We start from the raw sequence: 22,960 nt of genomic DNA on the forward strand, positions 1-22,960 counted from the left end.
CTTAAAACTATCCAGCCATCACGGCCTTACATAGCCGGGACAGTATGCAGACCCGGCAGCGTGGGAAATGTTCGGTTATCGCCAGAAGAAGCCATACCGGATGTCCGTAGCCACTAGCTCAGGAACATTTCCCGTACCAGAGCATGGCGCTGCATTTTCTCGTTCAGCGTCCGTCGCGGCAGTTGCAGCTCGTTGAGCACAGCCTTGATATCACCTTTGTGACGGGCCAGCGAAGCGCGCAGGCATTGTGCTTCGAAGGCTTCCTGGCGTGCTGCCAGAGAGTGTCCCTGCAATTGAGTATCGGGCTGCGGCGAGGTGAGTTCCAGGCCCAGCGCCTGCCGCTCAGCCGCATTGGCCAGCTCGCGTACGTTGCCAGGCCAGTCATGGCTGAGCAACTGACTCAGGCGTGCGGCGCTCAGGGCAGGCGATTCGCGGCCCATACGCTCGGCGGCGGCTCGGGCGAAGTGGCTGAACAGTTGCGCGATGTCTTCAAGGCGTTCGCGCAACGGCGGCAGGCGCAGCTCGGCAACGTTCAGGCGATAGGCCAGATCTTCACGGAAGCGCCCGGCGCGGGCCTCTTCAAGCAGGTCCGGTTTGGTCGCAGCAACGATCCGCAAGTTGACGTCGATACTCTGATTCGAGCCCAACCGTTCAAGGCGCTTGTCTTGCAGAACGCGTAGCAGCTTGACCTGTTGCGCCATGGGCATGCTCTCTATTTCGTCAAGAAACACGGTGCCGCCGTCGGCATACTCCAGTCTGCCGATACGTTTGCCCTGTGCACCGGTAAACGCGCCGCTTTCGTGCCCGAACAACTCGGCTTCGAACAGATGTTCCGGGATGGCCGCGCAATTAAGCGCGACAAAAGGTTTGCCTGCGCGCGGCCCGAAGTCGTGCAGGCAGCGAGCGACCAGTTCCTTACCGCTGCCGGTTTCCCCCCGAATGATTACATTGACCGGCAGCTGCGCGAGCTCAAGCACCTGACGGCGTAAGGTCTGCAGGCTGGGCGACACGCCGAGCAGCGTGGCGTCCAGTCGGGTTCTGGCATCGGCCTGTTCATGCAGACGGCGGTTTTCCAGCACCAGTTGGCGTTTCTCCAGCGCGCGCCGCAGGTTGCTGATCAGCGTTTCAGGGCTGAAGGGCTTTTCCAGAAAATCATAGGCACCTTCGCGCATCGCCTCTACAGCCATTGGCACATCACCATGGCCGGTCAGCAGGATGACCGGCAGGTCCGGGTCCATGCCTTGCAGGCGGCTTAGCAGTTCCAGACCACTCATGCCCGGCATGCGTACGTCGGTCAGCACCACACCGGGGAAATGTTCCGGCAGTTGTGCCAGGCATTCCTCGGCACGGGCGAAGACTTGCACCTCAAACCCCGACAGCGTCAGCCATTGCTCGACGGCTTGCCGAATGGGAGCCTCGTCGTCTACCACGATGACCGCGTTCAACATGTCGGGTCAGGTCTCCAGAAAGTCATTGGGCAGGCTGAACCAGAACACAGCACCTTCGGCATGATTTTGCGCCGTCAGTTGCCCGCCCAGTTCGTGAATGATGGCGTAGGACACGGCCAGACCAAGGCCCAGACCATCGCCCACAGGTTTGGTGGTAAAAAACGGATCGAAAATACTGGCCAGGTTTTCTTCGGCGATCCCCGTTCCGTTGTCTTTGACGCTGAGCCGCCATTGTTTGTCGATGGCGTCGATACGCACTTCAAGGCGTCTGGACGGGCACTCGCGCATGGCATCGAGCGCATTGCGCAGCAGATTTATCAGCACCTGCTCCAGACGTATGGCATCGCCACGCACCCAGGCGGGACGTGACAGATGCAGCACGCAGTCGATGTGTTCCTCGCGCAGGCGCGGGTCGAGCAACAGCAAGGCCTGATCGACCACCGTGGCCAGGTCCAGTCTTTCGCGCAAACCGCTGGGGCTCTTGCGGGCAAAGGTCTTCAGGTGGCTGGTCAAGGCGGCCATACGTGTCAGCTGTTGATCGACTGGAACCAGCGCTTTGCAGGCTTCATCGATTCGGCCCTGATCCAGCAGCAGTCGCACGGTCGCCAGTTGCATGCGCTGGGCAGTCAGGGGCTGGTTGATTTCGTGGGCCAGCGCTGCCGACATCTGCCCCAGTGCCGCCAGTTTGGCCGACTGCACCAGACCGTCCTGCGCGGTTTGCAGATCACGGGTGCGCTCTTGCACCAGACGCTCCAGTTCGTCCCGGTTGCGCTCCCGTAATCGCGCCAGTCGCCAGCGCTGATAGAGAAACAGCCCCAGAAATACCAGTGCCAGCCAGATACCCGCTGCGGCGAGGCCCGCATTGCGAATGTCCTCGCTGGACGTAGGTGGCTTGCGCAACAGGTGCAAGGTCCAGTTTTCATCGGGCAGCGGCAGCGACTGCCAGAGATAATCCGTGGTGCCATCCGGGCCTTCTACACGGCTCAAATGACTGTTTTCGCCGAAGCTGTCCATGACCCGACTGCGCAGCGGGGAAAGTACCTTCTTGTCGTATTGGCGAGTGCGCAGCAGGTCGGCACGGTCCTCTACAGAAATAGGCAGCAGTTCCCGATAGCGCCAGCCCGATTGATTGGCAATGAAAACGATGCCTTTTTCGTCGCTGACCAATAGCAGGTCGTCACCTTGGCCCCACTCCTGCTCAAGGTCTGGAAACTCCAGCTTCACGACCATCGCACCGATGAAGGCACCCGTATCGTTCACCACCGCACTGGACAAGAAGTACCCAGGGATTCCGGTGGTCACACCGACCGCGTAAAAGCGCCCGGTACCCTGAGCCCGTGTTTGCAGAAAGTAGGGGCGAAAGCCGTAGTTGTGGCCGACATAGCTGTTGGGTGCGCGCCAATTGCTCGCGCTGATTGCCAGACCGTGCAGGTCGAGCAATTCAAGCGTCGATGAATGCGCCGTATTGTTGATTTTTTCCAGCTTGAGATTGAGCGCGTTCTGCACGTCAGCGGCTACCGGACCGCTCAACGCCGCACGTATCTCCGGGTCCAGTGCCAGAACAGAGGGCAGGGCGCGATAACGTTCGATCAGGGTATGCAGGGTATTGGCATACAGTGCCAGTTGCCCTTCGGCACGCACCGCATCTTCTGATAGCGCGTGACGCTGGGCCTGATGCATCGCAAGCCCGGCGCACAGCACCGCACCGGCCATAATCAGCAGCATGTACAGGGTAATGCGCCAGTAACGATGCTTTAGCGTCATGTTGCGGCCTGATCGGACTCCGCTGGCGCGTTTGCAGATCAATGCCTGCGAACGCGCCATGGACGAGCGTTACAACAGATTGAAGGTCGCTTCTTTCACGGTCTGCGAGTCCAGGCCGATCATGACCTTGAATTCACCAGGTTCCGCAGCGTACTTGAGCTCGCTATTGTAGAACTTGAGGTCGTTTTCACTGAGCGTGAAGTTAACGACTTTTTCCTCGCCAGGCTCAAGCATCACTTTTTCGAAGTTCTTCAGTTCTTTCACCGGGCGACTGATCGACGCAGCCACATCATGCAGATACAACTGCACCACGGTCGCGCCTGCAACCTTGCCGGTGTTTTTCACGGTTACGCTGGCAGTGAGCTTGCCTTTGCGCGTCATGCTGGCGTCAGACAGCTTGATGTCCGAGACGTCGAACTGCGTATAGCTCAGACCGTAACCGAACGGAAACAGCGGGCCATTGGGCTCCTCGAAATAGTGCGAGGTATAGTTGCCCGGCTTGTCTTCATGATACGGACGGCCGGTATTCAAGTGTGCATAGTAGACCGGCAGTTGACCGATCGAGCGCGGGAACGACATGGCCAGCTTGCCCGACGGGTTGTAGTCGCCGAACAGTACATCCGCCACCGCGTTGCCACCTTCGGTGCCCGGGAACCAGGTTTCGAGCATGGCATCGGCCTGTTCCTGCTCGTCGACCAGTACCAGGGGACGGCCATTCATCAACACCAGCACCAGTGGTTTACCCGTGGCCTTGAGTGCCTTGATCAGGTCACGCTGCTTGCCCGGAATGTTCAGGCTGCTGCGGCTGGCCGACTCATGGGACATACCGCGCGACTCGCCTACCACGGCAACAATCACATCAGCCTGCTCGGCGACCTTGACCGCTTCGTCGATCATTTCCTGTGCGGGACGCGGGTCGACCTCGACTTCCTTCTCGATGAAGTTCAGATAGTTGAGGATGTGCTCGTTGTCACTGACGTTGGCACCACGGGCGTAAACCAGTTTGGCCTTGTCGCCGACCGCGTTGGCCAGCCCTTCATAGACAGTGACCGACTGATTGGCACGGCCCGCTGCCGACCAGCTGCCGAGCATGTCGAGGTGGCTTTGAGCCAATCCACCAATAACCGCGATGGTACCTTGTTTCTTCAACGGCAGCGTGTCGTTCTGGTTCTTCAGCAGCACCAGTGTCTTGCGCGCAACATCGCGAGCCTCGGCACGGTGCAGGCGGTCATCGGAATAGGTGTCTGCCGGGTCATCGGCAGCGACGCCGATTCGGCCGTAAGGAGCGGCGAACAGGCCCATGTCGTACTTGGCCCCCAGTACTTCACGCACGGCGCTGTCGATTTCCTTCATGGAAACCTCGCCGTCCTTGACCAGTCCGGGCAACTGCTCGCCATAGGCCATGTCGTTCATGCTCAGATCGACACCAGCCTTGATCGCCAGCTTGGCGGCCTCGCGAAAGTCCTTGGCCACGCCGTGGTCGATCAGCTCCTTGATCGCGCCATGGTCGCTGATGGTCACGCCCTTGAAGCCCCAGTCCTTGCGCAGCAGATCCTGCATCAGCCATTTGTTGGCGGTCGACGGGACACCATTGATCGAGTTGAGCGCAACCATCACGCCGCCAGCCCCTGCATCGATGCCAGCCTTGTAGGGCGGCAGGTAGTCCTGATACATGCGCGTCATGCTCATGTCCACGGTGTTGTAGTCGCGTCCGCCTTCGACCGCGCCATACAGAGCGAAGTGCTTGACGGCGGCCATGATGCTGTCATTGGCTGCGATGTTCTTGCCCTGGAAAGACCGGACCATCACATCGGAAATGCGTGACACCAGGTAGGTGTCCTCGCCAAAGCCTTCGGAGCTGCGGCCCCAGCGTGGATCGCGGGAAATATCGACCATGGGCGCGAATGTCATGTCGATACTGTCAGCACTTGCCTCTTTAGCCGAGACCCGGCCCATCAGTGCGACGGCGTCCATGTCCCAGCTGGCGGCCATGCCCAGGCTGATCGGGAAAATCGTACGATGACCGTGAACCACGTCGTAGGCAAAAAACATCGGAATTTTCAGACGGCTTTTGGCGACAGCAGCTTCCTGCAGCGGACGATTTTCCGAACGGGTAATAGAGTTGAACGTGCCGCCGATTCTTCCGGCAGCAATTTCCTTGAGAATTTGCGGCTGTGGCATTTCGGCGCTGATGCTGATCAAACGCAACTGGCCGATCTTTTCGTCCAGGGTCATTTGTTTCATGAGTTTGCCGATGAAGGCATTCTTGGCTTGAAGCGTTGTATTGTCCGTGACGGCGGCGCTTTGGGCCATCACCGACTGACTGGCCATCCCGACCAGCAAACCTAATAAACACAGCTTATTCATGAATGATTTCTCAAGGCTTTTGTCAGCAACTCGCGTTTAATATCCGACAGCCAGTTTTTGGGTTATGGACCTTTGGCGTTATGGTTCGTACAGGGCGCAAGGATAGTTGCCATCCGCTTCACTGTACGAAGTCCCCCCAAGGTGTGTACGAAAATGGTGGTTTGATTGATTTTTGTACAAACCCTGTTCGATCAATTATTGACCGCATCAGGCGTTGGCGATGGATTATGCCGGGGAACTTGTGTTTTGGCTAAGGCGTGTCGTTTCAATAGTTTCAAAAAAGCACCGGAGGTCTGATTTTGAAGTCTGTTTCACAATGGATGTTGTACGTGGTGATGCTGTTGGGAGGTGGGTTGCGTGCCGAGGCGGAGCCAACCGCGCTGGTTTTTCCGCCAATGACCGGCAGTGTGGTCGATGCTGCACAAATGCTCGACAGTCAGACCACAGTTCGTCTGGCCAGACTTCTGCGTGCCCACGAGCAAGCCACCGGCGAGCGCGTTGTAGTGGTGACCCTGGCCGATCTGCAAGGTACGAGCATCGAAGAGTTCGGAGCCCGACTCGGTGACGCCTGGAGCCTTGGGCCGCACGGCGAAGACGACAGCGTTCTGCTGGTGGTTTACCGTGACAAGCGCAAAGTATTCATGGAAGTCGGTGCTGCCCTGAAGGATCGTTTCAATGAAGCCCAGGCCTCCTTGATCATCGATATGTTGATGACGCCCGAGTTTGACGACAATCGTTTTGCGGTCGGCATCGAGCGCGGCACACGGGCAGTTATCGCGGCTTTGGGCGGTCAGATACCGGATTATCCCGAACCGACGAGACAGATGTCCGAATATGAAGAGCAGACCAGTGACGATCAGGTCTGGCTGATCGCGATTGTTCTGACCCTCATCGTGCTGGGCATCGTGATCATCAGTATCAAACGCGGGGCCGCTGCCCGGCCTGCACGTGACAGGGCCGCTGACCGCAATGGCGGTCGCTTTGGCGGTGGCGGGGCTTCGGGCAACTGGTAGCGGATCGATTGGTCAATGAGGGAAGCATGGCGTTATTGAACAGAGATGAACAGCGGCAGGTCGCCGAAGCGATTGATCGCGTCGAGCAGCGCACCGATGCCGAACTGGTTACGGTACTGGCTGCTCGTGCCGACGACTACGCGTACATGCCGCTGATCTGGGCCGGGTTGATCGGCCTGCTGCTGCCGGGCACGGTCAATTACTGCGTTCAGTGGTTGAGCGCGGACGAACTGATGCTGGCGCAAATGAGTACGTTCATTGTTGTGGCGCTGGTCTGCCGCGTGTCGAACGTGTCGGCCTTGCTGGTGCCGCTTTCGGTTCGGCGCTGGAGAGCCGGAAATCTGGCACGTCGGCAGTTTCTTGAACAAAACCTGCACAAGACCCATGACGGAACCGGCATTCTGGTTTTTGTCAGTGAGGCCGAACGGTATGTCGAAATTCTGGTTGATCATGGCATTGCCAGTCGTCTGCATGACGATACCTGGAAGGCGATGGTCGACGTATTTACCCAGCAGGTCAGAGACGGGCAGACCTTGCAGGGGTTTCTTGGCTGTATCCATGCCTGTGGCGAGTTGCTTGCCGATCACGTTCCAGTGACGCACGGCAGGAATGAGCTGCCGAATCGGCTGGTGGTGTTGGGGTAACGGCAAAAGGCAGATGTCGATTTTATCGACATCTGCCTTGCTTGAAAATCGTCCGGGTCAGACGATACGTTTTACGTCATAAAACGATTTTATGTAGGTCTTCAGTTGTTCGACATGCTGGCTGATCAACGCCGATGCATCACTTGGCGATGTTATCTGATCAAGAAAATGATAGAGCGATTGATAAACCTTTTTCGCTTCTTGTACCCAAAGTGCTTTGCTCTGAGCGACGCCAGCGAGCCCTGTCAACTCGTCGAGTTTTTCCTTGATTACCTTTGTTTCCTGGGTAGACATGCGGGAGTCGTCGAGCAGGGCGTTATAGCGCGACCTCAGCCTGTCGCGTTCTCGAGTAAGATCAAGGTAAGTCAGGGCGCTGCTGATCTTGTCGAGTAGTTTTTCGAGTCTGGCAATCCCTGCGGAGACCAGCGCAAGCTCTGGCGATGGTGTGATGATGAGCTGTAGCTCCTCCTGGGTAGGCAGTAGTTCCTTGAACAGGTCGGCAATGTTGTACTTTTCAAGCGTACTGATCGTTGCGTCAAGCAGGCGTCGGTCTTCAGCGATTAAAGCCATTGCGCTTTCTAACGTGGCTGATCGTTGGGTGATGCTGTCGATCTGTTGCTGGAGTGTTTCCAGCAAACGATTGCTTTCCAGCGTCAGGTTTATCTGCGCCACATTGTCGCTGTGCTCGGCAATGGCCGCCGCGCTGCGGCGTACCGCTGCTGTGATATTCGATACCTGGCGAATGCGCTGCCCGTTCAGCAGGTTGATCGCTTGTTGTTTCTGTTTGTCGCTGAGCGTTGCGTCGGCCTCAATCAGTTGTTGTTTCTGATCGATCGGTTTCAGGTTTACAGTATTCAACTGCACGGTGATATTGGCCAGTTCCTGGCGATAGACCTTGTCTGCGCTAATCAATGCGTCTTGAAGCGGCAGCATTTTTTCTTTCATGGCCGGCAGAAAGTTCAGCTTCAAAGTGCTCACCTGCGCAAGAATATTCTGGCGGGCGGCTGTCATGACTTTATTGTCAGGAGGGGTGAGGACCAACGGCTCACTCAGGGTTTCAGTGCTCATGATCATTGTCCTCTCTTGCCGGATTGCTGTTCGCGTTGAAACTGATCCAGTGCACTATCAAATATCTTAAGTAACTGATTTGCCATGCCTCTTATTTCCCGCCAAGGTGTGACTACGCCTTGAAACTGCATAGCGAAAATCATCAGCGCCTGATCAGTCGTGATCGCTGAAAGTTCACTGGCAGAACGGTCGATATACGCCGCCAGCATGGTCCAGAGGTCTTTCAAATGGGTGGCGCTCTGGTGAGCGTCCATCATACGAATATTCATGTCTTCAAACAGTATTTGCAGGCTGCGAACGGCGGCTGCCAAAGGAGATTTTTCTTCGAGTTTTTGAACTTTCTCGTTCTTGGAAGCCACCATTCGATTTTTTTCTTTTCGGATTTCCTCTGCTTGGGCACCAAAAATGCCCCCCGTGATAGCGACCCCGATGGGCCCGCCGAAAAGACCCCAGGCAATATTATATAGAGCGGTTTTATACTCGTTGTTTTTCTGCTCGATTTCCGTCGTCAGTTGTTCGATATCTTTTTCCAGATCCTGGATCTGCTGGTCCAGATCAGAACAATTTGCCAGTTTCACCTTGTCATTGATGCCGGGAATGAGCTGGACGCTCAGGACGGTGCTGAACGTATCGATGTGGTCCGCCAGGGTTTGCGCAGCGTGCTGATGGTTTTTTATTTGTGACGCCGTTTTCTTCAGAAACTCTGCCAGCGTGATACACACCCTCTGATCGGTTTCACCCAGTGGTACCGGCGCAGTGTTACGGACCTCTTCGATGTTTAAATCGGCAACGGTCATGTCCAGTTGTCTGGCAAAATCCATTTTTTCGATGTAGTTGATGATCTGTTCGCCCTGTCTCGAGAATTGGGTGGCAAACAATTCAATGGCGAACCCGCTGCGTTTGATGCCATCCTCGATACTGAGCCAGCTCTTGCCATGATTATTGATTGCCTGGTAAGTCACTAGCATATCTTCAGGCTCAAGCCCGGGAATGTAACTTCTTGTAAAACCCAATTGCTGTTCGACACGAGTAAGCGAGGTGGGAATGTTCAGGGCGTGACGCTCGTAACGCTTAAGACTGAGGATGTCTTCCCTGGTCAGAATAAGTGCCGCGCTCCGGCCTCCGCTTTTTTCATCATCGAGTATGACGCTCAAGTACTCTACGGGTTTTAAAGTAACCCGTGCGATATCTTCGTTTTCCAAGAGTGCTGCTTGACTCAACATACTGCACGTTCCTTGTACAAGTTATTCTGTTAGAGCAAAAAGCTCCAGGAGTGAGATCTGATTGTCTGTCATCAGTGAGGGCGACTATAAAGGTGTTTTTGCGCGGTACAAGTAATGGCTCGTGAATTTCGTCGTGATTGTTTTACAGGTTATGTGTGTTTCGCTTTGGTGTGTAGGTTCGTGCAAACAGTGTGTGTAGTCTTTGAAAAATAGAGGTGCCCTTGACGCGTCGACGCGCCTAAAATGCCGGTCTGATTTTTCGAGTCCCGGCCGGGACGTTTGAGGCACATTTTCAATGTCAGTCATTACCCCCACGTCATCCAACACTGCGACCGATCACCGCGCGCAGTTTCTCGGCCTGCTGGACACCAGCCTGTCGCAAAACTCGCTGATCAAGCTGGTGCTGGCCAAATACGTGGGCAGCGAGGCCGAATTACAGCGGGTCATCATTAAACCGCTGACCGTCAAGGAACAGCCATGCCTTACCTTTGTGTATCGCTACAAGACCCGCGATATCACCAAGAATTTTCCGCTTGCAGAAGCGGTGGGCGCTATTGCCAGCCTGATACCTGAATCGTTCAAGAACGCGCACCTGCTGTCGCTGACCGACGAGGTGCAGCTGGAGTTCAGCAAGAAGGGCAAGAGCACGCTGTTCAAAAGCAAGGCTCAGCAGGAGCGTGAAGCTCCTTCGGCCGGGCATGATCGTGAGAAAAAGCGCTATCTGGAGCTGAGCCGCCCGTTCCTGGCCGACTTGGGTGTCACCAATCGGCAGCATGAACTGATCCCTGCGATGTCGCGCAAGTGGAAGCAGATCAACAAGTTCATCGAAGTGTTTTCCCATGCCTTGAGTTCATCGCCACTCAAGCTAGATCAGCCGATCAAGGTGGCAGACTTTGGCTCAGGCAAGGGCTACCTGACCTTCGCGATCCATGACTACCTGTGCAATACCTTGCAGGCGCAAGGGCAGGTGACCGGTGTCGAGCTGCGTGAGGACATGGTCACCTTGTGCAACAACGCTGCGGCGGGTCTTGAACACCCCGGCCTGACGTTCCAGCACGGCGATGTGCGTACTGTCGCGCCCAGCGCGCTGGATGTGATGATCGCGCTGCATGCCTGTGACATCGCAACCGACTACGCCATTCACATGGGCATTCGCTCCGGCGCCTCGATCATCATGTGCTCGCCGTGCTGCCACAAACAGATTCGCCTGCAAATCCAGAGCCCGGCCTTGCTGAAACCGATGTTGCAATACGGCCTGCATATGGGCCAGCAGGCAGAAATGGTCACGGACAGCCTGCGTGCCTTGTTGCTGGAAGCGTGCGGTTACGAAACCAAGGTCTTTGAGTTCATCTCTCTGGAGCACACCAACAAGAACAAGATGATCCTGGCGGTCAAGCGCGCCGAACCGGTCAACCCGGACCTGTTGATCGCGCGTATCCAGGAGCTGAAGACGTTTTACGGCATCAGCGAGCAGTGCCTTGAAACGCTGCTGAGGGCGGACGGCTTCATCGGCTGAAATAGCCACCCTGCACACGTAGACCGAAGAGTCTTCGACCAACGGTCTGCTATCAGGCTGCTTCATTGCGCCAGGTCAATGGTTGTACCTCGCACACGGCGGATGCTTGGGCTATCACCCAAGCATCCGAGCTACCCACGAGGGTCCGTCATGATCAGCACCTTTTTCATCCCCGCAGTGAACATCATCGGCACTGGCTGCATTGATGAAGCCATGCTCGCCATTCGCAAATACGGATTTCTCAAGGCGCTGATCGTGACCGACGCAGGGCTGGCCAAGGCCGGTGTGGCCAGTCAGGTCGCGGGGCTGTTGGTGGAGCAGGGCATCGACTCGGTAGTGTATGACGGTGCCAAACCCAACCCGACCATCGCCAACGTCGAGAACGGTCTGGCCTTGCTGCGGGAACGCCAGTGCGATTTCGTGATTTCTCTGGGCGGCGGTTCACCTCACGACTGCGCCAAGGGCATTGCCCTGTGCGCCAGTAACGGTGGGCATATCAGCGACTATGAAGGCGTCGACCGTTCGGCAAAACCGCAGTTGCCGCTGATCGCGATCAACACCACCGCCGGAACCGCCAGCGAAATGACCCGCTTCTGCATCATTACCGATGAAGCGCGCCACGTAAAAATGGCCATCATTGACCGTAACGTGACGCCACTGTTATCCGTAAACGACCCGAACATGATGATTGCCATGCCCAAGTCACTGACCGCTGCCACCGGTATGGATGCCTTGACTCACGCGATAGAGGCCTATGTCTCGACGGCTGCCAATCCGATCACGGATGCCTGCGCGTTGCAGGCCATGGCACTGATTGCCAACAATCTGCGCGACGCCTTCACCAATGGAGCGAACATTACTGCACGCGAGAACATGGCCTACGCACAGTTTCTGGCCGGCATGGCGTTCAACAACGCATCATTGGGCTATGTACACGCCATGGCGCATCAACTGGGCGGCTTCTATGATTTGCCGCACGGTGTGTGCAACGCCGTATTGCTGCCTCATGTTCAGCGTTTCAACGCCAGCGTCAGCGCTGCGCGCCTGACTGATGTTGCGCATGCGATGGGCTGCAATATTCGTGGTCTTTCTCCGCAAGAAGGTGCTCAGGCGGCAATCGAGGCCATTCGCGCACTGTCGGCTGCCGTGGAAATCCCGGCGGGGCTGGCGGTGCTTGGCGTCAAGGAAGAGGATTTCCCGATCCTGGCCACCAATGCCCTGAAAGATGCGTGCGGTCTGACCAATCCGCGTCGTGCCGATCTTGAGCAGATTCAGGAGATATTTCGTCAGGCAATGTGATTAACCGCAACAGACAGGCTAAAAATGGCAACGCTCTTACCCTACACACTTTCGGCCCGGAATATCTGTCTGGATATTTTCGACAGCAACGTACCGCGTTACTTTGATCCTGCGGAGCGCAAGCAATTTGCAAGCTTCCTGATGGCACCGTTGGGTCAGTACTTCGTTGTCGAGCGTGATGGCGATGTTCTGGCTTGCGGAGGATACCTCGTGCTGTCAGACCCGTCAGTGGCCGAGCTTACATGGGGCATGGTCCACGGTGAGCAACACGGTAGCGGCCTGGGCAGGTTTCTGACCCAGGCGAGACTTGATGTCATAAGGTCATTACCGGGCGTTACCCGTTCCCACATCGATACCAGCCAGCACGTTCAGGGCTTCTACTTGAATCTGGGGTTTGTCGTGACCTCTGTCGAAGTGGACGGGCATGGTCCTGGAATCGACAGTATCAGAATGGAGATGGCGTTTTCGTGAGGGATGCTCGCGGCTGAACAGAGCCTGACCAAGTCTACAGAATACGAGTAAGGCAGGCCGCTCTGCGTTTAGCATTCAGACTGTTTTCGCGACCCTTCGCGAATAGGACTGGAAGTTCAACAAATGAGGCTTTTGGGTGCTCTTTTGCAATGCGTTTCTGCTTTGTTCCTGATGCTGTCGGGGGCGCAATACCTGGAGGCAGCGGACTTGCCGGAAGGTTTTGCCAAAGGGGTTACGGGTGGCGGAGCCGCCGCGGCATTACACCCTTCAACGCTTGACCAGCTTCGGTCTGCACTGTGCGCGTCTTACGACTCGCGCGGTGCCTGTACCGATGAAACCCCGCGGGTCATTGTGCTGGAGCACCTGTTCGACTTTCGTGGGAGTCTCGTTGCCAAAGGCAGCGCCGAAACCACCGAACCGGGCTGCATGGTCAAGCAGTGTCCGCATGGCGGCGAGCAGCTTGCTCTCAATGGTCCCAACAACTTCTGCCAATCCAGGCCACCGGTCATGGTGACCTACGACAATGCAGGGCTGAAGCCACTGAAAGTCGGATCGAACAAGACCCTGATAGGCGTGGGCAAAAAGGCCGGTATCCAAGGTGCAGGACTGTTCATCGGTGACGGCGCGCATAACGTGATTGTCCGTAACCTGACGCTTTCAGACATCAACCCGAGTGTCGTATGGGGCGGAGATGCGCTCACTCTGAACAAAGCCGATGGTGTGTGGATTGACCACAACACCTTCGCCCGTATCGGCAGACAAATGATCGTGACAGGCTGGGGCACTGCTTCACACGTCACCATTTCCAGCAATGAGTTCGATGGTCGCACGCCTTACTCGTCGACCTGCGATGGCCATCATTACTGGGTCTGGCTGTTCCTCGGCAGTCAGGACACGCTGACGCTGTCAAAAAACTACATACACGACGCCTCGGGAAGAGCGCCGCACTCCGGGGGCATGAATAATGCGCAAGTCCGCGCTCAACTGGTCAATAACGTCTTTCAGCGCATGACTTACCAAGGCGCAATCATGTCGCGGACTTCATCCTCACAGTTGCTGGTGGAAGGGAATGATTTTGAAAACGTAGCCCATCCACTGTTCAACGATACGGATCAGCCGGGTACAGCGTTTGCTTTGTTTGGGCCGGGTTCAACTGGCGCAAACGATGTGTGTATGAGTGTTATTGGAAGAGCGTGTGTGGCGAATCAGCAACAGATGAGTGGCGATGATTATCGTCCTCAGGACACATCTGTGCTGGAGGCTTTCAGGGATTATCGGCAGTTTCTGGTGGTGCCGGTTTCGGCGCAAGAGGCCAGAGGGCAGGTGATGCGTGACGCGGGAGTGGGGAAGGTGGATGTTGGTTCATGGGAATCACGATAGCTTCGTGACGTATCGTGATTCCTTGGTTGCCCGCGCAATGGCCTGGCACTGTTAGCCGATGAAGTACGTGAGGTCCTTATCATCAGTTTGGGTGCGTTTCAGCCTCTGGGTGCAGTAAGGCTGGGCATACGCAACGCGATATCAGCGCGAGGGGATGGCTTTGATATCGTCGACAATGAAGCGAGGCAGTACACGAATATAAAATTTTTCTACGTCGGAATTACCTTTGTTGGTAATAGCTCCGGCCATCGTCCTCATGTTTTCCCAATTGCCCATCACTCCGGCAGGCTGAAGCGAATCCCGGTACTGGCCAAAGTGGAGTAGCTCCTTCTCCGCTTTTTTTACCGAGACCTGATAGCTGAAGTCCACGCTGCCCATCACCGTATTGTCATCGACGATAAACGATATGAATCCGCCTTTTGAGTCACCGATACGTCGTTTGTACAAGCCCGTAATGTCCAGCAGGTAATCGGCACTCTCTTTTGTCGTTGCATAACGATGGGCCTGCTTCAACTGATTGATCAATTCCAGTTCAAGACCCTCTTCTAACTGGGCCCTTGAAAGAAAGCGATCGTTCTCACCTTCCAGGGCTATCTTGAAAGATTCAACCCAGTAAGTGGCGGTGGCGGAAATGTAGACCGGGGTGGGCGATACGTAGTAATTGGGCTTGGATGCACAGCCTGTAACGCAGGCAATGATCAGCATCAGAATGGCAGCACGCATTTTTCGTCCTTGAGAGTTTAATAAGGCGCACGATGAAAGCACAAGATGGGGTTAGGGTGAAGCATGGGTTGGATCAGCGACGGAGTGCGGCGCCACCACTGCCGGTCTCCTCTATACCGCCCACCCCAGCGTGATCGCTGTCAGCGTCAAATAGCGTAAAGCTTTTGCAAAAGTGACAACCAGCAGAAAGCTCCAAAGCGGCTCACGCAGGACACCGGCGATCATGGTGATCGGGTCACCGATGATAGGCACCCAACTTAGCAACAATGCCCAGCGTCCCATGGCGTCTGTAAATGATTTGAGCTTTGTCGAGGTGTCGCTCGCTGATGGGGAACCAGCGCTTGTGCCGAAAGCGTTCAACCGAGCGCCCCAGATACCAGTTCACGACCGACCCCAGAACATTGCCCGTCGTTGCAGTCAGCAACAGAAGTGTCGTCACGTAATGTTCCGAAAGGAGCATGCCAGCCAATACCGCTTCAGATTGCAGCGGCAGAAGCGTTGCGGCACCAAATGCCACGGCAAAGAGGCCCAGATAGCTGGTCAGCTCGAACACGATGTCATCTCACGAATACAATCCGTTCCAGCCGTGGACACCCACGTACACGCCGGCGCAAATGATCAATACGCTGGAAAGATACGGGGCTCGTCGGGCAGCTGCATTGAGCCAGGGAAAACAGTTTGATGCTTTGCGAGCGCCGATAGCGGCAGCGGCTCCGACAGTCATCAAAGTGATTGCCAAACCAATGCTGAAACAAAGCACCATCGCGGCCCCTAGCGTGACTTGCTTCACTTGCAGGCACAGCAGTAAAACAGTGATTGCGGCTGGGCAAGGGATGAGCCCACCGGTCAAACCGAACATCAGGATCTGACCGTTGCTGACCTCACGATAGGTGAACCGCTTGCGAATGTCTTCGGCATGGGCCTTCTCATGAGCATCCTGATAACCCTCGGCAGCCAGCGTGAATCTGTGCGGATTGCTGTGATCATGGCTAAGGCCGTGGTGGTGTTCCTGGTCCTGGTCATGGCTGTGATGGTGTATTTCGTGGTCGTGGTGATCGCTGTGGCCACCGTTTTCTTCTTTGAATTTAAACAGCTGCTCGCCGCGCCATGTGCGCCACAACATCCACAGCGCGATGGCGATGATCAGCGCTGAGGACGCAAGCTGAAAGTAGGGCTCGGTCGTTTCGGCATCCAGGCCCTGACCCAGATACATGCCGCCGATAGCGACCAACCAGACAACAGCAGTATGGGATAGCGTTGCCGCCAGCGCGAGCATGACAGCCTGCTTCACCGATCCCCGAATGGCCACGATGAATGCCGCCATCATGGTTTTGGAGTGCCCCGGCTCCAGGCCGTGCAATGCCCCTAAAAGGATGGCGCTGGGGAAGTACAGCCAAGCGTGGGCACCGCCTCGCTGCAATAAATCGGCAAAGTCGGGCATGTGAGACCTTACAGGTATTTGGTGATTTGCTTGAAGGCTTCAAGTGGCGCTCGCTCGCCTTTGGCAAGAGCACCCATGGTGTTTTCAAGGCAGTGATCGATATGATCCTGGATCAGCGTGCGTTTCGCCTGACATATCGCTTTCTCGACTGCATGAAGCTGTTGAGCAATGTCCACGCATTCGCGGCCGTCTTCGATCATGGTGATGATGCTTCGCAAGTGGCCGTCTGCACGCTTGAGACGTTTGATGATCGCCTCGTGTGACTGGTGCGTATGGTCGTGTGGGTGGTCGTGCTCACTCATCGCCTGAGCCTGTTGGGTGAATGGTCCAGGCTGGTACCTTATCCCCCCAGGGGGGATAAGGTCAAAGGTGTTGCGCCTGACGGTGCTATTTGGTTGATTGAGGATGGGACTGGCGGGGTGTTGGTTACTCTCAGGCCCCTCTGAACTTGATGGCTTGGGGGTAGTGGCCTGTTAACGTTCGCAGGTCATCTTCAAAAAACTGTCAAGTAGTTGATTTCAGTTTCCAGGGTTCTGAAGCTTGAGCTGGCACGAGCACGTGCTTCCTGCCAAGTCGTTAGCATGTACCAAAGCTTGGTAAGTCGTCATTTCAGACGCTGCGTACTATCGCTTTTTCGGCGGTCAGGTGGCTGGAATGCGTTGATGTATGGATATCAGTCTGACTGAAGATAGACGCGATACCGAACATGAGCAGCTATGCGAAGGAGCGTAGATCCCGCTCGGACAGCGGTAGAGGTTGTCACGTTGCGTGCAATTCGGGGATTTGAGGAGAATTAACGTGTTAGGAGGGAAATGGAGCGGGTAGAGGGAATCGAACCCTCAACTAAAGCTTGGGAAGCTTTCGTTTTACCACTAAACTATACCCGCTCTGGGAGCTGCTCTGAGCGGCTGACTTTGTACCAGAACCCTGCCTTGATTTGAAGCGCTAATTTCACCGCGCAGCGATTTCCCTCCTGATCACACCCCCCGCCAGCTGCACATGCGTGTGGGCTGACGGAGAGGCGCTCACGGGTTTCAGAAGGCGAAAGCATGGTGGCCCTGAACCCGGTTGTAGACGCTGGATGACGCGTGTGCCGGTTGCAGGAAGTTCATGAGCGCCTGTTTCGAGTCGCGGCAGGCGGCCTTGTGTTCCATGTCCAGGAAGTGGCCTGTGGCTTCGATGGTGTTGAAGCTGCAGTTCTGCAGGTATCGGGAGAACTGCGCGGCGTCGTTCGCGGAGGTGTACTCGTCCCAGGCGCCATTGATGAACAGCACCGGCACCTTGATGCGCTGCCCTGCTGTCAGGTAGTTGTCCGGGTCAAGCTCCAGTACCTGACTGAAGTGATAGTGCATCTGGTCATATTCATGACCGTCCAGGCTGCTGACGTGGCGATAGTTGACGCGCTTGAACAGCGCCGGCAGGTGCTTGCCGATAGTGTTGTTGATCAAATGCCCCATGTCGTAACGGCTATGTGCGCCGAGGTAGTCGAGGCCTTTGTCCAGGTACTCGCGCATGGCACCGTTGATGACCGGGGAGAACGAGCGGATCACCGCGCTTTCGACGCGTCTAGGTTGATGCGCCAGTGCAACCAGCGTAGCTGCGCCGCCCCAGGAGAAGGACAGAACGTGCTCGGCATTGAAATGGTCGATCAGTTCCAGCAACAGCTGACCTTCCTCTTCCCGGGTCAGCGGTGCGCCGTGCACGTTATGTGGCTTGGACCTGCCCGAGTAAGGCTGGTCATACAGCACCACGTTGAAGGTGGGGTAAAGGTTGCGGACGGTCTGAGCAAATGACGCGGTGGTGGCCAGTGAGCCGTTGACCAGAATGATGGTCTTTGCGGCGGCATCGGTGTGATAGAACTCGGTATAAACCCGAAACTGTCCTTGTATGTCCAGCACTGCTTTTTCTGGCGACATAGGTGTAACTCCTGGCGTAAACAGGTAGACGTGCACATGACGTTGCACGAGTTTCGTGACAGGCAGGCGATAGCCGATTAAAGGCCCATGTCGATCCGATAAGCTGTTCGACAGGTATTGTTATTGGCGGGCAATGTGTCGCGAACCAGCGGCTCGATACGACAAAGTGTTTCTTGGAATAATGGATTGACTCATCAGTCGCATAAGGACTGACAATCCCAGTCAAGCAGTCGATCCGTTAACCCGCAAGTGTCATTCGTACCTTGTTTGCGTAATCCGCCAAACGGTTGTGACTTTTCAGAACAGGCTGACTTCCGCAGCGTGCAACGCCCGGTAGCCGCCGGGTGCCAGGGCAGGGTCCAGCGCCAGCGCGCCAATATTCTCCCGGTGCAGGCGCAGCACTTTGTTATTGAAGTGACCGAACATCCGTTTCACCTGGTGATAACGACCTTCGACAATAGTCAGGCGTGCGCTATGTGGCCCCAGCAGGATTAATTGCGCCGGTTGCGTGGTGATGTTCTCAAATGAAAAATACATACCGGCAGCGAATGTGGCTGCGTAGCGTTCGTCGATCAGTTGTTCGGTCTCGACGTAATACACTTTGGGCATTTTGGTCTGCGGCTGCGTGAGGCGTCGTGACCATTGACCATCGTTGGTAATCAGCATCAGGCCAGTGGTGTTGAAGTCCAGCCGCCCGGCGATATGCAGCTCGTGTCTGTCAGGCTCGTCCAGCAAGTCGAGGACTGTCGGGTGCTGTGTATCAACTGTCGCGCTGACGCAGCCTTCAGGTTTGTGCAGCATGAAATAGCGGGCAGCTTTGCCGGCTTGCAGTATTTCCCCGTCGAGCGCTACGCGACTGAACTCGCGCACTTCGTGGTGCGGGTCGCTGGTTGTTTGCCCGTCTACCTGCACCCGCCCGCTGGCCAGCGCCAGGCGCACGCTTTTGCGATTGAGGCTTGGCAGGTTACTGAGGAAGCGATCAAGACGCATGGCGACAGCGGCTGATAGGGGATGGGGAGCGCATCCTACTTGTTGATCCGGTCGGCAGACTGGCCGGATGCGGCTTCCTCGATCCCGGCGCAACGCGGACACAGACACGCCTTGTCGCGGATGTCCGCAGGCAGTGCTTCAAGCAAAGCCGGGTCGATGCTTTCCGAAAAGCACCAGCAGGCCTGATCTGCCGTAAGCGGGTCAGCCAGGCTGCACTGGTTGTTGAAGCCGCACAGAGGGCAAAGGCGGGTGTCGTTCATGGCGATTGTCTTGCTCGATGATCGGGGCAGTTGGTTCAGGCGCTCCTGCCAATTGGCTATGTTGCAGGGGGATGATAAACCGGTGTGCGCCGCAACAGTGCAGATATTGCTGCGCATCGGCAGTGCACCAGCAGCACCCTGTCGTAATGGATGCCCTGTGTCGACAGGCTGTTGAACAGGTCGCTCAACGACGGTGGCGTCTTGCCGAAGCGGTTGCGTACCGTCAGTACATCCATTGGCGTTGGCGGTAACCAGCCCTTGAGGGGCGATGCGTTCGAGTTGCCTACCACCCGTGCAATATCGTCATAGGTTTCGTAACTGGTTGTCTGGAACTTGGACAGGCTGTAGTTCTTCAGCCTGCCGGGCAGTGAAGTGCCCGCGATTATCTTGTCCGTCATCAGCAATGGCTCATGCGCGGCTACTGGATATATCAGGATATTTTCCTTTGTATTGGAAATGGCAAACGGCCGGGCATTCTTGTTGACGATACGGTGCAATTTGGGGTCGACCAATTCATAACCATGCGGCGCATAGGTGCGGATCTCCGTGCCGTTGGGGATCTTCACCGTCGCAGTCCACGGGGTGTAGTACCCGTGGGTGCTGACCACCAGTGTCCGCGCCTGACCTCTGTCCGACGTCCAGAGCAGGAAGCGGCGGCCCAGCTTCCAGGCATGCACCGGCAACAAACCGGGCGACACTCTGCTGGTGATGGTCCAGCGTTTTAGCAGGGCGTCGGTATGAAAGAATTTTTCCAGTCGTGTATGGCGTGGTTTTAATGGCCGCGCGCTTAAATGGCTGGAGCCTCGTGAGCCACCGGACAACACTAAAGACGCCCCTGCTGTATGACCGGCAGGTTTGACGATTTTGGTCAGTGTGCGCAGTAGTCTCGGTGTCTGCGGCCCAAGCTGTAACAAACCCAGCGATAATGTTGCCTGCAGCGCCTGATTCTTTTCTGCGTAACGACTGCCCGGCAAATTCGCGGAGGCAATGCTCAGTGCAGTAAGGCCGACATCCGCTGCAAGCGACGTTAAAAACGCCGGTGTCAGCAACAGAGACATGGGCACCAGCAAACGCTGTAAGTGGTGTAGGCGGTCTGTCCAGTACGCCAGCGAAACCTGTGCGGAGGTCACGATCTGCTCTTCTGCATCAGCCAGCGAATTCTGTTTCAGGAGTTGATGCAGATAACCGAACGGCGAGCCCTCCAGTTTTTTTTCACACAATGAGTGGTGCAGGGCTTTTCGAGCGTCTGGGTTGTACAGCGCATCCGTCCACGGGCGCAGGATGGAGACGGGCGGACCGGGTGCCTGAACGCCGCCCCATAGCTTGAACAGGTAGTCCAGACGTTGGTGATGGCGCACGGGAACGTAGCGCATCACGGCTTCACGCCAGTCCGGTTGGGCGGTCTTCAGGTTCAGATAGCGTTCAAGTGCATCGCCGTCCGTAAACTCGATAAAGGCTTCGGGATACCCAGGCTGATAGAGCACCTTCGGTTTACCGGGTTGCTCAAGTATCAACAGCCCGGTGTATTGATGTTCCATGCCGTCGATCAGCGAGCCCTGAACGAAGAAGCCAAGTACCAGCCAGTGATTGGGCGCAGAAGGGGCGAGCGCTTCAACGACTTGATCGAAACCGCTGCGTTTGAGGCTGCCGCGCTTCAGGCTGATCAGCGCCTGATGGATGAAGGCTGATTTGAGTGCCTGTTCGATGGCTTCTTTTTGCTGCCCCCAGAATTCTTGGATACGTTTGGTCATCCAGTTCAGAAAATCGAATGCCTTGATATAGTCTTCAAGTGCCTGCGGCGTGATCGCCAAACTCTGGCCTTGAGCGCGTACGCCCTGGCCGGTGGTGTCGAGAAAGACCTCTGTAATACCGTCGTGATCAATGTAGCCCTGAGGAGCATCCACCCGGTAGTTGATCACCAGCGCTTCGCTCAGGCTGATCGGTTTTTCATCGGGCGTGTGAACATGCGTGGGTGGATTGCGGGCTCCGCCCAGCGGGCTGATAGAGTTACCGGATTGATAGGCGATGAACACGTGGTCAGGGTTGAGCGTCAGACCGTGATGTTCCAGCAGATAAGTCTCCATGACCTGCGCAGCCATTCTGGAGGCCGAGGGGATGTGTTCCAGAAGAGCAGGGTTGGTCTGCCAGAGGTCTACCGCCCCGGCCAGCTTGAGGCTGCGCGATACCGTCTTGAGCAGGTCGATGTTCTGGCTGTTGAGCTGTGTCTCGGCAAATGATGCCTGGGTCAGTTCGGTAAAAACGTCTTCTGCGAGCAGCGGCGCGCTGGCAACTATGCCTGCGTCCTGATCAAGCGCATGCAACGCGTAGCCATAGAGCCTCGAGGCATTCAGGGCCGCCAGCAGCCTGTTGGTCATCTGGTCCGGATCATCGCTGATGTATTCGATGACGTTGCCCTTGGCACTCAGTATGTGAATGAAACAGTGGGAGGTGGTTTTCGACCTGACCTGAAAAATTCCCGGCACCGTTTCGCCGTTGAGTGACAAGATTCGAACCTCGGACTTCTCACCGCGGCCGCTCTGTTCCAGTGTCGCTACGTCGGCAGGGAAATCGCTGAGCCCCAGAGCGTCCAGCGTCAGGAAATAGCCGTCGCGGCTGATGTGCCCGTGGAAGAACCGATGAGCCAGCCCATCCAGAAAACCCAACCGCGACAAGGTGCGGCAGGTGACTGTGTGTCGTGTCCTGAAAGCCTCCAGAGCCATGCTGTAGTCGCGATCCAGCGGTGTCTCGCTGAGCCACTTGAGCACCTGCCTTGCGCTCAGTGACGGGGCTTCCTCGGACAAGGGCGTGTCGATGATTTCACTGCGATACAGGGCCACGAACCGTTCTGGATCGAAGACCGCCAGTGCTACGTTGGTCAGCGACATGTCAAGGCTGTAACGCTCATGCCCCTCGTCGTTCAGGGCGGGCAGGGTCTGCGTGCTGAACGTGATCCGCAGCGTGTCCGGGTCCAGCGTCTTGCCGGTCTTTTGTTCGAGCAGCATGACGAGTTGTTGGTGGACATAGTGTTTTCGAGTCGGCGGGAAGTCCATATCCAGCTGGCACGCTTCAAGGAGCAAGGCCGAGTTGGCGATCAGCTGGAAACCCGGGCTTTTGCGCAGTGCTTCGAGCGTGCGTTCGATGCGTGCGGTCTTATCTTGCTTAGCGTGCTTCTCGGCCAGCGGCGGCAGTGGCTGTTCACGGGGTGGAAGCTGGAGCGCAGGCAGGGTAAAGGGCGCCCAGGCATTGAGCGTATCGTGTCGGCTGTTGCTGTACTCGGGCAGCAGAACGCTTGGCTGTTCCAGCAGAAATGATGAGGCGTGAAGGAGGGTGTCCTGGTGAAGCGGACTCCAGATGTGGTTCATGACGGCTGGTCGAAGTGAGTGGATGCGCACTATGTCGGCAAGGCCGTCCGAACATGACATAACTATGTAGTAGTG

At 56.3% G+C, this 22,960-nt stretch carries 18 protein-coding genes, 1 tRNA gene and 1 pseudogene; 6 read left to right on the forward strand and 14 right to left on the reverse strand.

All coding sequences use genetic code 11. The annotated features are described in order from the left end of the window. Window positions 1-113 precede the first annotated feature (113 nt). The 3 genes from RYB66_RS09470 to bglX form a co-directional block, all read right to left on the reverse strand. The gene (locus RYB66_RS09470) at window positions 114-1,448 is read right to left on the reverse strand and encodes a sigma-54-dependent transcriptional regulator (protein WP_057402913.1); all 1,335 of its coding nucleotides are present in this window, start codon (window positions 1,446-1,448) and stop codon (window positions 114-116) included. A 6-nt stretch (window positions 1,449-1,454) separates the two neighbouring features. After that, on the reverse strand, window positions 1,455-3,212 hold the full coding sequence (locus tag RYB66_RS09475) for an ATP-binding protein (RefSeq protein ID WP_005745572.1): 1,758 nt from the start codon (window positions 3,210-3,212) through the stop codon (window positions 1,455-1,457). A gap of 69 nt (window positions 3,213-3,281) precedes the next feature. Then, window positions 3,282-5,579 carry a beta-glucosidase BglX gene (bglX, locus tag RYB66_RS09480; RefSeq protein WP_005745573.1) on the reverse strand — a complete coding sequence of 766 codons (2,298 nt, stop codon included), beginning with the start codon at window positions 5,577-5,579 and terminating at the stop codon, window positions 3,282-3,284. A 320-nt stretch (window positions 5,580-5,899) separates the two neighbouring features. Here bglX and RYB66_RS09485 point away from each other — a divergent pair, with 320 nt between their 5' ends. Beyond that, window positions 5,900-6,592, forward strand: coding sequence for a TPM domain-containing protein (locus RYB66_RS09485; RefSeq protein WP_039847540.1), 693 nt, complete (start codon window positions 5,900-5,902; stop codon window positions 6,590-6,592). A 26-nt stretch (window positions 6,593-6,618) separates the two neighbouring features. Beyond that, window positions 6,619-7,236: a TPM domain-containing protein gene (locus tag RYB66_RS09490; RefSeq protein ID WP_004664032.1), complete on the forward strand. Its 618-nt coding sequence runs from the start codon at window positions 6,619-6,621 to the stop codon at window positions 7,234-7,236. A 57-nt stretch (window positions 7,237-7,293) separates the two neighbouring features. On the opposite strand, the gene RYB66_RS09495 is transcribed toward RYB66_RS09490, so the two are convergent. Then, window positions 7,294-8,310 carry an alpha-xenorhabdolysin family binary toxin subunit B gene (locus RYB66_RS09495; protein ID WP_117140157.1) on the reverse strand — a complete coding sequence of 339 codons (1,017 nt, stop codon included), beginning with the start codon at window positions 8,308-8,310 and terminating at the stop codon, window positions 7,294-7,296. Further along, window positions 8,307-9,527: an alpha-xenorhabdolysin family binary toxin subunit A gene (locus RYB66_RS09500; protein WP_117140158.1), complete on the reverse strand. Its 1,221-nt coding sequence runs from the start codon at window positions 9,525-9,527 to the stop codon at window positions 8,307-8,309. Before RYB66_RS09500 ends, RYB66_RS09495 begins: the two co-directional genes overlap by 4 nt. A gap of 295 nt (window positions 9,528-9,822) precedes the next feature. Here RYB66_RS09500 and RYB66_RS09505 point away from each other — a divergent pair, with 295 nt between their 5' ends. The 4 genes from RYB66_RS09505 (at window position 9,823) to RYB66_RS09520 (ending at window position 14,193) form a co-directional block, all read left to right on the forward strand. Next, window positions 9,823-11,043: a class I SAM-dependent methyltransferase gene (locus tag RYB66_RS09505; RefSeq protein ID WP_005745577.1), complete on the forward strand. Its 1,221-nt coding sequence runs from the start codon at window positions 9,823-9,825 to the stop codon at window positions 11,041-11,043. 150 nt (window positions 11,044-11,193) lie between these two features. Further along, on the forward strand, window positions 11,194-12,342 hold the full coding sequence (gene yiaY / locus RYB66_RS09510) for an L-threonine dehydrogenase (protein WP_004658895.1): 1,149 nt from the start codon (window positions 11,194-11,196) through the stop codon (window positions 12,340-12,342). Between the two features lie 24 nt (window positions 12,343-12,366). After that, complete coding sequence (locus RYB66_RS09515) at window positions 12,367-12,813, forward strand: GNAT family N-acetyltransferase (protein ID WP_316894290.1); 447 nt, start codon at window positions 12,367-12,369, stop codon at window positions 12,811-12,813. Window positions 12,814-12,936: 123 nt separating this feature from the next. Beyond that, on the forward strand, window positions 12,937-14,193 hold the full coding sequence (locus RYB66_RS09520) for a polysaccharide lyase family 1 protein (RefSeq protein ID WP_316894292.1): 1,257 nt from the start codon (window positions 12,937-12,939) through the stop codon (window positions 14,191-14,193). A gap of 141 nt (window positions 14,194-14,334) precedes the next feature. On the opposite strand, the gene RYB66_RS09525 is transcribed toward RYB66_RS09520, so the two are convergent. The 9 genes and pseudogenes from RYB66_RS09525 to RYB66_RS09565 form a co-directional block, all read right to left on the reverse strand. After that, a complete protein-coding gene (locus tag RYB66_RS09525) occupies window positions 14,335-14,916 on the reverse strand; it encodes a hypothetical protein (RefSeq protein ID WP_117140160.1) in 582 nt (193 codons plus the stop codon). A gap of 111 nt (window positions 14,917-15,027) precedes the next feature. Next, window positions 15,028-15,469 (reverse strand): annotated as a pseudogene (locus RYB66_RS09530) (YqaA family protein). A gap of 9 nt (window positions 15,470-15,478) precedes the next feature. Next, entirely contained in the window at window positions 15,479-16,357 is an 879-nt protein-coding gene (locus tag RYB66_RS09535; RefSeq protein WP_316894294.1) for a nickel/cobalt efflux protein RcnA, read from the reverse strand. A gap of 8 nt (window positions 16,358-16,365) precedes the next feature. Beyond that, window positions 16,366-16,659: a metal-sensing transcriptional repressor gene (locus tag RYB66_RS09540; RefSeq protein WP_005735142.1), complete on the reverse strand. Its 294-nt coding sequence runs from the start codon at window positions 16,657-16,659 to the stop codon at window positions 16,366-16,368. Window positions 16,660-17,170: 511 nt separating this feature from the next. Next, window positions 17,171-17,244: transfer RNA gene (locus RYB66_RS09545), tRNA-Gly, on the reverse strand. Window positions 17,245-17,391: 147 nt separating this feature from the next. Next, a complete protein-coding gene (locus RYB66_RS09550; protein ID WP_316894296.1) occupies window positions 17,392-18,273 on the reverse strand; it encodes an alpha/beta hydrolase in 882 nt (293 codons plus the stop codon). A 297-nt stretch (window positions 18,274-18,570) separates the two neighbouring features. Then, a complete protein-coding gene (locus RYB66_RS09555; RefSeq protein ID WP_316894299.1) occupies window positions 18,571-19,263 on the reverse strand; it encodes a pseudouridine synthase in 693 nt (230 codons plus the stop codon). 35 nt (window positions 19,264-19,298) lie between these two features. Then, the gene (locus tag RYB66_RS09560; protein ID WP_316894300.1) at window positions 19,299-19,523 is read right to left on the reverse strand and encodes a cysteine-rich CWC family protein; all 225 of its coding nucleotides are present in this window, start codon (window positions 19,521-19,523) and stop codon (window positions 19,299-19,301) included. A 56-nt stretch (window positions 19,524-19,579) separates the two neighbouring features. Continuing rightward, entirely contained in the window at window positions 19,580-22,885 is a 3,306-nt protein-coding gene (locus RYB66_RS09565; RefSeq protein WP_316894302.1) for a dermonecrotic toxin domain-containing protein, read from the reverse strand. Window positions 22,886-22,960: the final 75 nt, after the last annotated feature.

Origin of the sequence: Pseudomonas syringae group sp. 243L2, from assembly GCF_032587875.1 — a bacterium.
Taxonomy (GTDB): Bacteria; Pseudomonadota; Gammaproteobacteria; order Pseudomonadales; family Pseudomonadaceae; genus Aquipseudomonas; species Aquipseudomonas amygdali.

Coding starts and splice junctions, on each gene's coding strand:
- RYB66_RS09470 (WP_057402913.1), bottom strand. CDS start 1,448: ATGTTGAACGCGGTCATCGTGGTAGACGACGAGGCTCCCATTCGGCAA.
- RYB66_RS09475 (WP_005745572.1), bottom strand. CDS start 3,212: ATGACGCTAAAGCATCGTTACTGGCGCATTACCCTGTACATGCTGCTG.
- bglX (WP_005745573.1), bottom strand. CDS start 5,579: ATGAATAAGCTGTGTTTATTAGGTTTGCTGGTCGGGATGGCCAGTCAG.
- RYB66_RS09485 (WP_039847540.1), top strand. CDS start 5,900: ATGTTGTACGTGGTGATGCTGTTGGGAGGTGGGTTGCGTGCCGAGGCG.
- RYB66_RS09490 (WP_004664032.1), top strand. CDS start 6,619: ATGGCGTTATTGAACAGAGATGAACAGCGGCAGGTCGCCGAAGCGATT.
- RYB66_RS09495 (WP_117140157.1), bottom strand. CDS start 8,310: ATGATCATGAGCACTGAAACCCTGAGTGAGCCGTTGGTCCTCACCCCT.
- RYB66_RS09500 (WP_117140158.1), bottom strand. CDS start 9,527: ATGTTGAGTCAAGCAGCACTCTTGGAAAACGAAGATATCGCACGGGTT.
- RYB66_RS09505 (WP_005745577.1), top strand. CDS start 9,823: ATGTCAGTCATTACCCCCACGTCATCCAACACTGCGACCGATCACCGC.
- yiaY (WP_004658895.1), top strand. CDS start 11,194: ATGATCAGCACCTTTTTCATCCCCGCAGTGAACATCATCGGCACTGGC.
- RYB66_RS09515 (WP_316894290.1), top strand. CDS start 12,367: ATGGCAACGCTCTTACCCTACACACTTTCGGCCCGGAATATCTGTCTG.
- RYB66_RS09520 (WP_316894292.1), top strand. CDS start 12,937: ATGAGGCTTTTGGGTGCTCTTTTGCAATGCGTTTCTGCTTTGTTCCTG.
- RYB66_RS09525 (WP_117140160.1), bottom strand. CDS start 14,916: ATGCGTGCTGCCATTCTGATGCTGATCATTGCCTGCGTTACAGGCTGT.
- RYB66_RS09535 (WP_316894294.1), bottom strand. CDS start 16,357: ATGCCCGACTTTGCCGATTTATTGCAGCGAGGCGGTGCCCACGCTTGG.
- RYB66_RS09540 (WP_005735142.1), bottom strand. CDS start 16,659: ATGAGTGAGCACGACCACCCACACGACCATACGCACCAGTCACACGAG.
- RYB66_RS09550 (WP_316894296.1), bottom strand. CDS start 18,273: ATGTCGCCAGAAAAAGCAGTGCTGGACATACAAGGACAGTTTCGGGTT.
- RYB66_RS09555 (WP_316894299.1), bottom strand. CDS start 19,263: ATGCGTCTTGATCGCTTCCTCAGTAACCTGCCAAGCCTCAATCGCAAA.
- RYB66_RS09560 (WP_316894300.1), bottom strand. CDS start 19,523: ATGAACGACACCCGCCTTTGCCCTCTGTGCGGCTTCAACAACCAGTGC.
- RYB66_RS09565 (WP_316894302.1), bottom strand. CDS start 22,885: ATGAACCACATCTGGAGTCCGCTTCACCAGGACACCCTCCTTCACGCC.